Below are 14,299 nucleotides of genomic sequence, written 5' to 3'. Positions count from 1 at the left end.
GCTCCCATCATCCGGCCCCTACGCTACGCTCCGGGGTCCCCTCGCTACGGGCATGCTCCCGGGAGTACGCGCCGAAGGCCCCATCCATGGGGCCTCAGCGCTTGACGGGCATCCATGCCCGTCACCTCCCTCCGCATGCCCTTCGCTCGGCCTACTGAAGTCGCAATCTGTGTCGCCTGAGTTATCGCGCGCTTAGAAGCAAAATCAAAAGCGGAGCGAGAGCGAGAGCGAGAGCGAGAGCGAGAGCGAGAGCGAGAGCGAGAGCGAGAGCGAGATACAGCTTCGCAGTTATTGCCCGAATGCACGCCCCAAACCACCAGGAACCCCGCTGCTGTCAGTCTCCTGCCAAGGCCCATTCGGGCTCAGCGACCAGCTCCAGCCGTTGTCAAACCGGTAATAGGTACGCTGCCGGTAAAAGGTATTCGGCTGCTTCTCCAGCACGTAGACACCCAGTTTCGGGTCCCAGTGGCTAGCCCCGCCAGGCGGCGGCGCAAAGCTGGCCGACGTACGCGGCATGGGCTTGGGAATCGCCGCCGGCTTGCTCGGCTGAGTGGACGGCTGCCCGCCCGGCAAGGGCTTGACCACCGGCCCCTGCGGCGGCACCCGCTCGATCGGTGGTTCGGGCTGTTCATACGGCTGCTGCACCGTACACGCAGACAAACCCAAGGCCAGGGTGATCAGGGTCAGGCGGACGGTGCTGTGCATGGCATTCTTCTCTTACGGGTCGGGGCTGTCGATGGTCAGGTGCTGCATGGCCTGGGTCGCGCTCGGCAGTGGCGTACCTTGACCGATCCATTCACCATGGGTCGGCTGGCCCGCACGCGAAACACGTGCAACCAGTTGGACTTCGGCAAAGTCGGACAGTTTCATCTGCGGCATCATCGCATCCGCATCCGACAATTCCACCTCGATCGGCAACTGCGCCACCGTTACCCGCTTGGCCGCCAGCGGCATCGGCGGCCCCTTGCTGGCACGGGCGAAGATGAACACCGTATCGTCCGGTTTGACCTTGTCCTTCAACGCCGCCGCCAGCTCCACACGCACCTTCAGGCGCGCCGCCACTGGCGCAGACTCGCCAGCCTGAGCTGGCGCCCCGCCCAAACGCTCGGCAGCACGGTCGATGCCGCCCTGCAGGGCCGCACGCGAAGCATCGCCTTCCGGCAACTGCGCCAACAGGCGCTTCCAGTAATCGATGGCTTCCTGGTAACGCTCACCCTCGAAGGCCGCGATACCGCGCAGGCCCAGGCTGGTGACTTCATTGGGGTCGGCCTTCAGCGCTTCGTCAGTCAGGCCCTGCACCTGCGGGCTCCACTGCTTGTCAGCAGCAAAATACAGCGCCTGCGCCCACTGCCCCAACAGCTCTGGCTGGCGACCGGCCAAGGCCACGGCACGTTCGAAGGTACGTGCCGCATCAGCCGGACGCTGCTCGGCCATGTAGGCGCGCCCCAGGAAGTACAGGGCCTCGGCCGAATCAGGCTGGGCCTGCACCACGCGCTCCAACCGCGTGGTCATTTCTTCCATCGACTTCGGCGCTTGGGCAAACTCCTGGGTCAGCTCCACCTTGTCGGCTGCACCAAAATGCAGGTAAAGCCCCAACGCCATCAGTGGCACCAATACCGCCGCCAGCAGCGGCAGGGCCTTGCCCAGATGGCCTTGGCGCTGGGTGTCTGCACCCTCGGTATCGGCCAGCAGCTCGCGGGCGGCTTCGTCGCGGCCCTTGGTCATCTGCGCTTCGTCCAGTACGCCGGCGGCCTGCTGGGCGGCCAGCTCGGCGACGCGTTCCTGGTACAGGGCCACGTTCAGGGCAGTACGGTCTTCTTCCGGCTGGCGACGACGGCCACGCAGGATCGGGATCAGCAAGAAGCTGAGGGCGGCGAGCAACAGCAGGCCCGCGCTAAGCCAGAATTCAATCATGGGTCTGTTCTTTTTCCAGCAGTTTGGCGAGACGCTCGCGTTCTTCGGCAGACAACTCGTTGGCGCCCTGCACGGCGGTGCCTCGACGTCGGCGCACAATCACCGCCAACACCACGAAACCACCGGCCAACAGGAGCCCCGGGCCGAACCACAGCAGCCAGGTACGCCCGCTGAGCGCCGGCTTGTAGCGCACGAAGTCGCCATAGCGGTCGACCATGAAATCAACAATCTGCTCGTTGTTCTTGCCCTCGCCAAGCATGCGGAAGATTTCCCGACGCAAGTCCGCAGCAATGGGGGCGTTGGAGTCGGCAATGTCCTGGTTCTGGCACTTGGGGCAGCGCAGCTCCTTGGTCAGTTGCTGGTAGCGCTCACGTTCAGCCTCGTCGCGGAACTGGTAGGTGTCGATGGCCGCCTTGGCCACACCGGCCAGGCTCATGCCCAGCACGGCAGCTGCCAGCCAGCGCTTCATGGCTTGGCCTCGTCAACCAGGCCCTGGTACAGCGGTGCCAGCTGTTCACGCCAAACGGTGGCATCGACGATGCCCACATGCTTGTAACGGATGATGCCCTTGGCATCGATCAGGAAGGTTTCCGGCGCGCCGTACACGCCAAGGTCCAGGCCCAGGCTGCCTTGCTCGTCACGGATGTCCAGCTGGTACGGGTTGTGAAACTCGGCCAGCCACTTCTGCGCAGCGGCGTTGTCATCCTTGTAGTTGACCCCGTGGATTACCACCCCCTGCTGCGCCAACTGGTTCAGGTACGGGTGCTCGACCTTGCACGACGGGCACCAGGTGGCCCACACGTTGACCAGTGCCGGGCGGCCCTGCAAGTCGGCCTGGGTCAAGGTCCGGTCGCCCTGGGTCGATGCCAGGGAAAATGCGGGGAACGCTTTGCCGATCATTGCCGAAGGCAGCTCGTCGGGCTTGAGGAACAGCCCCTTGTAGAGGAACACCGCCACCAGCAGGAACACTGCCAGGGGGACTACCATGATCCAACGCTTCATGCAGCTGCTCCAGACACGCCCAGCGCATCACGCACCCGGGTCTTGACCTTGACGCGGTAGCGCCGGTCCAGGGCCGCCAGCAATCCGCCCAGGCCAGTCAACAGACCACCCAGCCAGATCCAGCGGACATAAGGCTTGATATGCACGCGCACCGCCCAGGCACCGTTTTCCAGCGGCTCGCCGAGGGCAACGTACAGGTCACGCGTGAAGCCGGCATCGATGCCGGCTTCGGTCATCATCGACTGCTGCACGGTGTACAGGCGTTTTTCCGGGTGCAGGGTGGTCACCTCACGGCCCTCACGGCTGACCACGATGGTGCCCTTGTCAGAGATGAAGTTCGGCCCCTCGAAGTGCCTGGCACCCTCGAACAGGAAGTGATACCCGCCCAGCTCCACGCTTTCCCCCGGGGCCATGCGCAGGTCCCGCTCGGCGCTGTTGTTACTCGAAAGCACAACACCCAGCGCACACACGGCCAGGCCCAGGTGCGCCAGCTGCATGCCCCAGTAGCTACGGCCCAGGCCAGGCAAGCCCTTGACCAGGCCCTTGTGGCGGGTCTTGTCGAAGATGTCGCGCAGGCCGCCGAGCACCACCCAGGCGGCCAGGGCGAAGGCGGTCAGGGTAGGCCAGTCGAAGTCGTCGACGATAAAGCCGGCCAGCGGGGCAAGGATCGCACTGCCGATCAGCACCGGCGTCATCATGCTGACCAACCATTGACCCGGCGTGTCCTTCCAGCGCACCACCACGCCAATGCTCAGCACCACCATCAGCAGCGCCATCAGCGGCAGGAACAAGGCGTCGAAGTACGGCGGGCCGACCGACAGCTTGGCCCCGGTCAGCGCGTCGAGCACCAGCGGGTACAAAGTGCCAAGCAGAATCATCGAGGCGGCCACCACCAGCACCAGATTGTTGGCCAGCAACAGCGTTTCACGCGACCACAGGGCAAAGCCGACCTGGCTCTTGACCACCGGCGCGCGCAAAGCAAACAGCGTGAGCGAGCAACCCACCACGAACAGCAGGAAGATCAGGATGAAAATGCCCCGCGACGGGTCGGCGGCAAACGCGTGCACCGAGGTCAGCACACCGGAGCGCACCAGGAAGGTGCCCAGCAGGCTAAGCGAGAACGCGGCAATCGCCAGCAGTACGGTCCAGCTCTTGAACACCCCGCGCTTTTCGGTCACCGCCAGCGAGTGGATCAGCGCCGTACCCACCAGCCAGGGCATGAACGAGGCGTTTTCCACCGGGTCCCAGAACCACCAGCCCCCCCAGCCCAGCTCATAGTAGGCCCACCACGAACCGAGGGTGATGCCCACGCCAAGGAAGGCCCAGGCGACAATGGTCCACGGCCGCGACCAGCGCGCCCAGGCAGCGTCCAGCCGGCCGCCGAGCAAGGCGGCGATGGCAAAAGCGAAGGCTACCGAGAAGCCCACGTAGCCCATGTACAGCATCGGCGGGTGCACGATCAGGCCAAAGTCCTGCAACAGCGGGTTGAGGTCGCGGCCATCGGTCGGCACTTGCGGCAGCAGGCGCTGGAAGGGGTTGGAGGTAATGATCAGGAAGCTCAGGAAGCCCACGCTGATCATGCCCATCACCGCCAGCACCCGGGCCAGCATCACCTGCGGCAACTGCCGCGAGAACACCGACACGGCAAAGGTCCAGCCGCCGAGGATCAGCGCCCACAGCAGCAACGAGCCTTCGTGGGCGCCCCACACCGCGCTGAACTTGAAGTACCAGGGCAAGGCGCTGTTGGAATTGCTGGCAACATAGGCGACCGAGAAATTGTCGGTCATGAAGGCATGGGTCAGGCAGGCGAAGGCAAACGCCAGGAAGGCGAACTGCCCCCAGGCTGCCGGCCGTGCCAGGCTCATCCACAGGCTGTCGCCGCGCCAGGCGCCCAGCAACGGCACACTGGCCTGCACGGCGGCGAAGCAGATGGCCAGGATCATCGCCAACTGGCCCAGCTCGGGGATCACCAGCGCAGCATTCATGGCTTGGCCTCCCCGCCGGCAGCGGCCTGGCCGCTTTCCTTCAGCGCCTTGGTGACCTCGGGCGGCATGTATTTCTCGTCGTGTTTGGCCAGCACTTCATCAGCCACTACCACGCCTTCGGCATTCAGCTTGCCAAGGGCGACGATGCCCTGCCCTTCGCGGAACAGGTCGGGCAGGATGCCCCGGTAGGTGATCGGCACCGACTTGTTGAAGTCAGTGACCACGAAGCGCACATCCAGCGAGTCGGACGAACGCTGCACCGAGCCTTTCTCGACCATGCCGCCAGCGCGAATGCGCGTGTCCAGCGGGGCTTCGCCGTTGGCGATCTGGGTCGGTGTATAGAACAGGTTGATATTCTGCTGCAATGCGCTCAAGGCAAAGCCGACGGCAACCCCGACGCCGACCAGCAGGCCGACGATGAGCAACAGGCGTTTCTTGCGCTGCGGATTCACTGGTTGTTCTCCCGGCGCAAGCGGCGCGCCTCTTCTTGCAAATAGCGACGACGAGCCAGCAGTGGCGTACCGACATTCAGCGCCAGCACTGCCAGGCAGATACCATAGGCCGACCACACGTACAAACCATGGTGACCCATGGCGAGAAAGTCGCCGAAGGTGGCAAAGCTCATTGCGCGGCCCTCCGCCCCAGGCTGTTCAATACTTCGTCCCTGACCCAACTGGCGCGTGCTTCGCGCTTGAGTACTTCAAGGCGCATGCGCAGCAGCAGCACGGCGCCGAAGAAACAGTAGAAACCCAGTGCCGTGCACAACAGCGGCAGCCACATTTCGGCCGGCATTGCCGGCTTTTCGGTAAGGGTGAACGTGGCGCCCTGGTGCAGGGTGTTCCACCACTCCACCGAGTATTTGATGATCGGGATGTTCACCACGCCGACTATCGCCAGCACTGCGCAGGCCTTGGCCGCACTGTCACGATTACTGATCGCCTGGCCCAACGCAATGATGCCGAAGTACAGGAACAGCAGGATAAGCATGGACGTAAGGCGGGCATCCCAGACCCACCAGCTGCCCCAGGTCGGCTTGCCCCAGATGGCACCGGTGACCAATGCCACGGCCGTCATCCAGGCGCCGATCGGCGCGGCACATTGCAGGGCGACGTCGGCCAGTTTCATCTTCCACACCAGCCCAACCACCCCGGCCACGGCCAGCAGCACGTAGCAGGACTGCGCCAGCATCGCCGCCGGGACATGGATATAGATGATGCGGAAGCTGTTGCCTTGCTGGTAATCCTGCGGGGCGAAAGCCAACCCCCAGGTAATGCCGACCAGCAACAGGATCACGGCGGCGCCGGCCAGCCACGGCAGCATGCGGCCGCTGATGGCATAGAACCATTTCGGGGAGCCCAGCTTGTGGAACCACGTCCAGCTTATTTTCATCAGGGTACATCCAGGGTATTTGCCGGGCTTGAGAGCCCGGGACTCGTTATTCGCCAACGCTGATCTTCAGGCCGGCCGCTATCGCAAAGGGTGCCAGGGTCACGGCCAGGGCCGTGAGGCTGGCGAGCCAGAGCAGGTGGCCGGTTGCCGGCATATTTTGCAACGCCGCCTGCAACGCACCACTGCCCAGGATCAATACAGGGATATACAACGGCAGAATCAGCAACGCCAGTAACAAACCACCACGCTTCAGACCGACTGTCAGCGCCGCGCCCACCGCGCCCAGCAGGCTCAATACCGGTGTGCCTAACAGCAGCGAGCCGAGCAGCACCGGCAGGCAATGGCTGGGCAGCCCCAGCATCAGTGCCAGCAGTGGCGCCAACAATACCAGTGCCAAGCCGGAAAAGATCCAGTGCGCCAGCACCTTGGCCAGCACCAGCAGCGCCAGCGGGTGCGGCGACAGCACCCACTGTTCCAGCGAGCCGTCCTCGAAATCACTGCGGAACAGGCCATCCAGCGACAGCAGCACCGCCAGCAACGCGGCCACCCAGACCAACCCCGGCGACAAGGTTTGCAACAATTGGCTTTCCGGGCCTACCGCCAGCGGGAACATGGCCACGACGATGGCGAAGAATACCAGCGGGTTGGCCAGTTCGGCCGGGCGGCGGAACAACAGGCGCGCCTCGCGGCGCAACAACAGGATGAATACGCTCATGCCGCCCATTGCCCCAGGTTCAGTTCACGGTAACCGGAGGGCTTGCGTTCCAGCGTGTGGTGGGTAGTCAGCACTACCGTGCCGCCCTGCTCGCAGTGGGCCGCCAGGTGCGCTTCAAGTTGCGCCACGCCCTGCTTGTCGAGGGCCGTGAACGGCTCGTCGAGAATCCACAGCGGCGGGCCGGCCAGGTGCAGCCGGGCCAGGGCCACGCGGCGCTGCTGGCCGGCCGACAGGGTATGGCAGGGTACGTCTTCGAAACCGCGCAAACCGACCGCCGCCAGCGCCGCCCAGATTGCCTCGCGGCTGGCCGGCTGGTGCAGGGCGCACAGCCAGGTGAGGTTTTCCTCGGCGGTCAGCAGGTCCTTGATGCCAGCAGCGTGGCCGATCCACAGCAGGATGCTGGCCAGGGCATGGCGTTGCTCGGCCAGTGGCTTGCCACCCAACAGGATCTGCCCGGCCGTCGGCTGCATCAGCCCGGCCAGCAGCCGCAACAGGCTGGTCTTGCCACTGCCGTTGGGGCCGCTGATCTGCAGCATGTCGCCGGCGCCCAGCTCGAAATCGAGCTGTTCGAACAGCAGGCGCCAGTCGCGCTCGCAGGCCAGACCTGCGGCTTGGAGGTGAAAGGTCACGGATTCGCCTTATCCAAATTGAACGGATGGTGGGTGCATTTGCCTGCGGTCGCTTCTGGTCGAGAAAGGCGGCCAGCATTATTACACGCGTGGCAGCGCTGCCAAGGGTAGATTCACATGGTTGTATACAATCATGCCTTAAATCAATAACAGCGCTCGGACCGTAAACCGCCGCGACCCGCCCAGCCCTGATAAATCTGCCAGTAGTTCCAGTGATTTGACCTGGCCATGCTTGTATTTGACCACTGACTGGAAATACGACATGAGCTTGGGCATACAGCAGACCGCAGATGACGTCATCGCTTGGGCGATCACCAGTGCTGCGCAAGGAAGCTTCCTCGGCGGCAGCATGGCGATCGTCACCTACGACACCGATACACTCAACGTGCTTCTGGCCAGGCTCCAGGCGCTCCAGCACGACTGGCCAGACAAGGTGATCAACGGCATCGACACCATTACCCCAGGAAGAACCTGGCGAGCCGTTTCCACGACGCTCGGCCGCGGCCGCCTGATCATCGGCAAAGAGCCGCTGGAGGACGCCAAGCTGACCATTCGTGAGCCCATCAACGCGCGCACTGAAATGGAACTGTCGCGTCCCTATGGCGATGGTCTGCGACTCCCTTTCAAGATCACGCATTATCCCAGCGCGGACCTGCATCTCAATATTGAAGTCTACGCAGTTGAAAACAGCGGATGCCTCAAGCAGGGCGGTGAACTGTGCCTCAGCTGGGGCTACCACCCCCGCATCTTTTTCAGCGATGCGCACGGCAACAATCGTGACGAGGAGGCTGCGCGTGGCTTGGCCATGCACCTGCGTCAGGCCCCGGACCAGACATTCACGCTGAAAACGGGTGGGCCCTTTGCCAACGTGCAACCCTTGAACCTTTTCATACGCCCGTCTGCACACGGCGCAGACAACCATCAAACATCGGTGCATGTCGCCGCACCCAACGCTACGCCCGCGCTATCGGGGACTGCCGGGCAGAAATACCTCATCGTTACCAAAAATCTCGTGTTTCCATGGCCGCTTCCGTACCTGGCTACAGCACTGTTCTCGCCTGGTGCTCTGCGTAAGGCAGGTTTCGGCTGGGAAGGTGTCGAGTACCTGTGCGACCTGATGGTCGGAGGTTTGGTCGATTCACAGATGCTGGTTGATGCCTTTACCGGTGTCGATGATGAAAGTTTGGGCATTTACACACGATATCCGGATTCAGTTCTCGGGAGTAACGCCAGCCAGCGCACGGAATATGGTGCCAACCCTCTTTTTCTGGAACACCACGAGGGTGGCCAGGCCTCTGCTCTGGAGGTATTCCCTCCCACCGATCTGGCTACCTGGGTACTGCGCCAACCCGCAGTGGGGACCTTGGAAAATAGGGATGACCACTGGTATTACGTTCCGCCTGTTCTCGACGCGACCAAGGGCTACGAAGCCGGTAAAACCGATGCCCCCTGTGTTCTGAAAGAAACCAGCCCGAAGCCTCCGGTCAGTGTCGACACGCTGGAATGCAGACTGGGCCCAGAGGCGTTGCTTTGCCACCATGCCGTGCTGAATGCCACCCCAACCCACTACTTCAAAGTCGAAGAACATCAGGGCAACTTGCGCTTATCCATGTTCTATCGGCCGCGTGGAGAGACGGACCCAGTGATGGTCGATCCCGCCATCATTGACTGGATGTTTCTCGCAGGGGAAGGAACAGTCGACCAGCAGGGCGTCGTCATCCTTTCCGAAAACCCGGCGACACGCTTGACGGTGCTGGCGGCCATCGAACCTGATGAAGCAAGATGGTACTGGTGTTGGATCGTGATCCCGACCCAGTTCAACGTGAATGAACTGATCGAGCTATACAACGGAGCATGACCCAGCGTCATTTTCCCAGGAAACACCTCAAGTCATCGATCTTGCTGCCGTTATCCTGTCAAGAATGCTCCAGCCCCCGTGGGGTCGCCGCCTGGCCTCCCCCGCTCGAAAACTGCGATCTAGCCACCAATGACTGACATCAATGGCCTCAACGCATCAACCGCCATCGTTCACCAGACGGTCAAGGCCGCAATGGTAGGTGAGTTGTTGAAACTGGCCCAGGCCCAACCCGGCCTGCTGCAACCTGGTGAGACGGCGCAGGCCGAGGTCCTTACCTTGCGTCAGACCGGCAGCACCTTCCAATTGCTGCTACAGGTGACTCAGGCCAACGGCGCACAGATCCAGGTGCAGGCCAGTGCCAGCCAGCCGATTGCACAAGGCAGCCAGATCACTATCAGCCAACCAGAAAGCAACCGCCTGGCGTTGATGGTACAGCAGGCCAGCGCCGACAATGTCGCCACACTGACCCAGCTCGACACCCGCAAGGTCCCGCCGGGCACTCTGCTGCAAGGAAAAGTCCTGACCAACCAGCCGTTGTCGCAGCCCCCAGGGCAAGCGGCCAGTTTTCGCTCACTGGTCAGCCTGCTCAACACGGCCCAGGCCGGCGCCACGCTAACCATCGACAGCCCTCGCCCGCTGCCAGTCGGCAGCCTGCTCAGCGCCCTGGTGCAAGGCGACCAGTCGCTGCGCTTCGTGCCCCTGAGCGGGCGCCAGGAGCAGTTGAATATCGCCCAGCAACTGCTCACTCAGCAAGGTCGCCAAGCGTCCTTGCCCGGCCTGCTCAATGCCCTGCAGCAGCTGGCCAGCAGCGCAAGCAGTGACGGCGAACTGCGCAGTAGCGCCAACAGCCTTCTGGCCAGCCTGCCGGATGCGCGCCAGCTCAGCGACGGCAAAACACTCGCCCAGGCCCTGAGCAACAGTGGGGCTTTCCTGGAAGCCAAGCTGCTCGGCGGCCTCGGCGCCGGTGTGGCCAGCGACCTCAAGGCGCAACTGGTGCGGTTGGTGGCCCAGGCCTCGGCGAATGCGCCGAGCAACCCGATGATCGCCTCCGCCACCCTTGCCCAGGCCGTGCCGGCCATGGCCCGCAATGCGCTGGGCATGCTCGACCGGGTCAGCCCACGAACACCGCCCGGGGCGTTCCCGCTGCCCTCGCGGCTGTTGCAGGCCATGGAGGACGAAGGTGACCTGCAGCAACTGCTGCGCCTGGCGGCTGCCGCCATCTCGCGCCTGCAGAGCCACACCCTGAGCAGCCTGCAGCAGTCCGGCACGCTGGAAAACGGCAACCTGCAAACCACCTGGCAAACCGAAGTGCCGATCCGCCACGGCCAGGACTTCATCCCCCTGCAAGTCAAACTGCAGCGCGAAGAAACCCCACAACAAAAGGCCGATCGCCAACATGGAGCCCAAGAGCCCAGGCAAGCCCTGTGGCGCATCGAGCTGGCCTTCGACCTGTCCCCGCTCGGCCCCCTGCAGGTACAGGCGCAACTGAGCCAGGGCCGCCTGAGTGGGCAGCTGTGGGCGGAGCGCGAGCAGACCGCGCGGTTGATCGACGCCCAGCTTGGCGCGCTGCGCGAGCGCCTGCTGGCCCAAGGCCTGGAAGTTGGCGACCTGGAGTGCCACCAGGGCATCCCGCCCCAGGGACCACGCACACGAATGGAACAACGCTGGGTGGACGAAACCGCATGAGCGACACGACACCACGCCAAGCCATCGCGCTGACCTACGACGGCCATCAGGCACCGACCGTCACCGCCAAGGGCGACGCGGAACTGGCCGAGGCCATCCTTGCGCTCGCCCGCGAACACGAAGTGCCGATCTACGAAAACGCCGAACTGGTGCGCCTGCTGGCGCGGTTGGAGCTCGGCGATCAAATACCCGAGGCGCTGTACCTGACCATTGCCGAAATCATCGCCTTCGCCTGGCAACTGCGCGGCAAGGTACCCGCCGGCTTCGATGATTCGACGCCTTCAGAGCGCGATATCACCGCACCATTGCCCCTGCTGCCTGGCACCGGCCGGTAGCTATCTACCACCCGCCAACCCACCATGCGCCCAACCTTGTCAGCCTTCCACGAACAAGGTGACCGTCATGACCCACAGCAGAATCAACGCCCAAGGCGTGCAGTTCGTAGTAGACCATCTGGCCAACATCCCGCGCCCGGACCGTGAAGCCAATCGATTGATCCGGCAGTGGCTTGCCGGGCAAGGTGTGGATGTCGACCCCGATCGCATCGATGTGGTCACCCTGCACTACCGGCCGGATGAGCAAGGCTATGTGGCAGCGGTACAGCAAACCCAGAACATGACCCAGGCGCTGCTGGGCAACTGGCAAGGGGAGTCCGACAACAACCTCATCGGTGCGCTGTTCGCCAACCCTTGGGCAGGCACCTTCCCAGAAGGGCCATTGAAGCTGGTCGATCGCCTGCCAGCGCTGGGCTTTGGCCATCAGGGCGCCGCTTTCGAAGTGTACAACGGCCTGTTCCTGCGATCGGCCCCTGCCCGTTACGATGCTTCCACCCACGTTCAGGTACCGGCTGAAGCGTTCCAGCGTTTCATCGAAGCGCTGGATTTTCACGGGCCGTTCAAAGCCATGCTCGACACGTACTGGCAGCAACACCACGACAACCACCGCCTGGCCTGCAAGCTCAATTTCATCGCCGCCTGCAACGCCCAGGTCAGCCAGGGCCGCCTGAGCGATGCCGCCAGGGAGCTGGCCTGGCAAGCCGCCGGCATGATCGCGCAGCGCTTCAAGATACGGGTGAGCACGCTGAGCATCTATGGCTATGCGGCCACCGACCTGCTGTACATCAACGCCCCCCACAGCGACCTGACCCTGCTGTACATGCCAGGTAACAGCTCGCCCTTCCTCGAATTCAAAAGCGAGAACCTGCTCAAGGACTGGGTGGGCGATCAGTGCAAGGACCCCGCCCGACGCGAGGCACTCAAACAACACTTTAGGCTCGCCGACCGCCCTCAAGGCCTCGACTTCAGTGGCCTGGACACCGCGCTCGAGGGCCTGGGCGACTATCCGGACCGGCACCGCCTGCCACCTGAACATGGTTATTTCAACGATGACGGCGTCTGGCCACCCAGAACCTATGTGAATTACAAACCTGGCAAATACAACCCCAAACTGACCGGGGATATCTTTACAGCCTTGACCGAACGGCAGCGCCAGCGCAGCTACGACGATGCTGATTTTGTCATCACCACCGATAGCCAGGTTACCAAAGCCAGATGGCGAGGCTACCTCGCCAATACGCTCAACCTGCTGGCGCCGTTGTGCCTGGTGGTGCCAGGGCTCGCGCCACTGCTGGCGCTCGGTGGCATCGCCCAATTGGGCCTGGGCCTGGACCAGGTGATCAACGGCCACAGCCTGAAAGCCAAACAGGACGGGGTGGGCGACATTGCCTGGGGGCTGTTCAACGCCGTACCGCTGGCAACGGAGGGTACAGCAGGCATCAAGGCCCTGTTCGAGTTCAAAAGCGATGGTTTTGTCATGCCGCGTGAAGTCAACGGGCAGCTCGGCTACCCGTTGAGCCCGACCAGCCCACCGCGGCTTCCAGAGCCGGAAGGCGCGCAGTACTTCCACAACCACGACCCCATTGCACCCCTTGATGACGCCGACCCGCATGTTGCCGGCGCGGTGATACGGTTGCCCCACTACGATGGCGAACTGGACGACCTGGAATGCAGCATCGAAACCTACAACGCGCGGGTGGCCTATGACATGGAGCGGGATGCGTTCATCCTCAAGGACGACGTCAACGAGGTCGATCCGCAAGCCTACGTCGCAGTCCCCAACAGCCGTGACCTGGTGGCGCTCGACATGCCCCGGCCGGTAACCGACGCCATGCGCACGCGCACCTTGCGCGCCTTGGGGGTTGACTTGCCCCTGCCGGTACAAATACCGACACGGGCGCCGGACAGCGCGCCTATCCCAAAACTCATATCCAGCCTCTGGGTCGGCGACCAAGTCCTTGGCGAGCCATTGCTGGCCAACCTTGCCGCCAACGCGGCGCGCTTGAGCGACAGTGAGTACAGCATGCGCCTGTTTCTGTCGAAGGCTTCGCCTACCGCCTACGAACAGAACGCAAAGCTACTGGCAGCCCGGGCCCCAGGGCTGCAGGTAGTGCCGCTTGAAGAGCAGGGTTTCTTCCGGGCCTTCCGCCAGAGCCGCTATTACGCACAGTACGATGCAGCACTGGATGGCAACGGTGGCATCGCCACCAATTACGCGTCAGCGACGGATGTGCTGCGCTACCGAATGCTGCACCATGAGGGTGGGCTGTACATGGACGTAGACGATTTCCTGCTGCCGGACGGTAAGGGCGAAACGATCGACCAGGTCGAGCTGCACACCCCACCCGACGGGCTGCTACTGCCACCGCCGATGTGCAACGAAAAAATGAGCATGAATTGCCTGTACAACACCAGCCTCATAGGTAGCCACCCAGGCAACCCAGTGCTGGATGCGATCTCCGATGAAATGCTCGCACGCTACCAGACCCATGCAGACTTTTACGACAGCCGACCGAGCCTGGAACAGGACCCTAGCGGTTTCTACCGCTACGCCAACAAGCTCAGTCACCTCACCGGGCCGGCGCTGCTCACCGAGGTGGTCGATCGTCACCTCCCCGGGCTGCGGACGCTGCGCCAGATCATCAACCTGCACATCATGCCACGCGTCAACAGCTACCCATTCATCAACCCCTCGCAGGCCAATGCTGCCCTGAAGCAATTGCTGCCCCTTAACCGTTTTGCCGGCGTCGGCGGCAATCACTCCTGGGTTCGCAACTGAAATGCAC

14 protein-coding genes are annotated in these 14,299 nt (G+C 63.2%); 4 read left to right on the top strand and 10 right to left on the bottom strand.

The features are described 5' to 3' along the window. Positions 1-288: 288 nt before the first annotated feature. Genes E8E68_RS26860 through ccmA form a run of 10 tightly spaced genes read right to left on the bottom strand, consistent with a single transcriptional unit; the run spans position 289 to position 7,634 of the window. Complete coding sequence (locus E8E68_RS26860) at positions 289-705, bottom strand: hypothetical protein (RefSeq protein ID WP_110747167.1); 417 nt, start codon at positions 703-705, stop codon at positions 289-291. A gap of 12 nt (positions 706-717) precedes the next feature. Beyond that, positions 718-1,914, bottom strand: a complete 1,197-nt coding sequence (gene ccmI / locus E8E68_RS26855; protein WP_280346285.1) for a c-type cytochrome biogenesis protein CcmI — start codon at positions 1,912-1,914, stop codon at positions 718-720. Continuing rightward, on the bottom strand, positions 1,907-2,383 hold the full coding sequence (locus tag E8E68_RS26850; protein ID WP_266028935.1) for a cytochrome c-type biogenesis protein: 477 nt from the start codon (positions 2,381-2,383) through the stop codon (positions 1,907-1,909). The genes ccmI and E8E68_RS26850 overlap by 8 nt, the downstream gene beginning before the upstream one ends. Then, positions 2,380-2,916, bottom strand: coding sequence for a DsbE family thiol:disulfide interchange protein (locus tag E8E68_RS26845; protein ID WP_266028934.1), 537 nt, complete (start codon positions 2,914-2,916; stop codon positions 2,380-2,382). Before E8E68_RS26845 ends, E8E68_RS26850 begins: the two co-directional genes overlap by 4 nt. Next, positions 2,913-4,886: a heme lyase CcmF/NrfE family subunit gene (locus tag E8E68_RS26840; protein ID WP_280346291.1), complete on the bottom strand. Its 1,974-nt coding sequence runs from the start codon at positions 4,884-4,886 to the stop codon at positions 2,913-2,915. The genes E8E68_RS26845 and E8E68_RS26840 overlap by 4 nt, the downstream gene beginning before the upstream one ends. A gap of 11 nt (positions 4,887-4,897) precedes the next feature. Further along, positions 4,898-5,353, bottom strand: coding sequence for a cytochrome c maturation protein CcmE (gene ccmE, locus E8E68_RS26835; protein ID WP_051100801.1), 456 nt, complete (start codon positions 5,351-5,353; stop codon positions 4,898-4,900). Further along, a complete protein-coding gene (gene ccmD, locus E8E68_RS26830; RefSeq protein ID WP_266028933.1) occupies positions 5,350-5,526 on the bottom strand; it encodes a heme exporter protein CcmD in 177 nt (58 codons plus the stop codon). Before ccmD ends, ccmE begins: the two co-directional genes overlap by 4 nt. After that, a complete protein-coding gene (locus tag E8E68_RS26825; RefSeq protein ID WP_110747177.1) occupies positions 5,523-6,290 on the bottom strand; it encodes a heme ABC transporter permease in 768 nt (255 codons plus the stop codon). Before E8E68_RS26825 ends, ccmD begins: the two co-directional genes overlap by 4 nt. A 46-nt stretch (positions 6,291-6,336) precedes the next feature. Next, a complete protein-coding gene (gene ccmB / locus E8E68_RS26820) occupies positions 6,337-7,005 on the bottom strand; it encodes a heme exporter protein CcmB (RefSeq protein ID WP_012051653.1) in 669 nt (222 codons plus the stop codon). After that, complete coding sequence (gene ccmA / locus E8E68_RS26815; protein ID WP_266028932.1) at positions 7,002-7,634, bottom strand: cytochrome c biogenesis heme-transporting ATPase CcmA; 633 nt, start codon at positions 7,632-7,634, stop codon at positions 7,002-7,004. The genes ccmB and ccmA overlap by 4 nt, the downstream gene beginning before the upstream one ends. A 262-nt stretch (positions 7,635-7,896) precedes the next feature. Here ccmA and E8E68_RS26810 point away from each other — a divergent pair, with 262 nt between their 5' ends. The 4 genes from E8E68_RS26810 (at position 7,897) to E8E68_RS26795 (ending at position 14,292) form a co-directional block, all read left to right on the top strand. Then, complete coding sequence (locus E8E68_RS26810; RefSeq protein ID WP_266028931.1) at positions 7,897-9,492, top strand: hypothetical protein; 1,596 nt, start codon at positions 7,897-7,899, stop codon at positions 9,490-9,492. A 129-nt stretch (positions 9,493-9,621) separates the two neighbouring features. Then, positions 9,622-11,178, top strand: coding sequence for a flagellar hook-length control protein FliK (locus E8E68_RS26805; RefSeq protein WP_280346280.1), 1,557 nt, complete (start codon positions 9,622-9,624; stop codon positions 11,176-11,178). Next, a complete protein-coding gene (locus E8E68_RS26800) occupies positions 11,175-11,513 on the top strand; it encodes an EscU/YscU/HrcU family type III secretion system export apparatus switch protein (RefSeq protein ID WP_266028929.1) in 339 nt (112 codons plus the stop codon). Before E8E68_RS26805 ends, E8E68_RS26800 begins: the two co-directional genes overlap by 4 nt. 67 nt (positions 11,514-11,580) lie before the next feature. Further along, positions 11,581-14,292, top strand: coding sequence for a DUF6543 domain-containing protein (locus tag E8E68_RS26795; protein WP_280346278.1), 2,712 nt, complete (start codon positions 11,581-11,583; stop codon positions 14,290-14,292). The last annotated feature ends 7 nt before the right edge of the window (positions 14,293-14,299 follow it).

It is taken from the genome of Pseudomonas sp. BN607 (assembly GCF_029871175.1).
GTDB lineage: Bacteria > Pseudomonadota > Gammaproteobacteria > Pseudomonadales > Pseudomonadaceae > Aquipseudomonas.
Note: the sequence above shows the minus strand (reverse complement) of the source record. Positions and strands in the feature narration are given on the sequence as shown.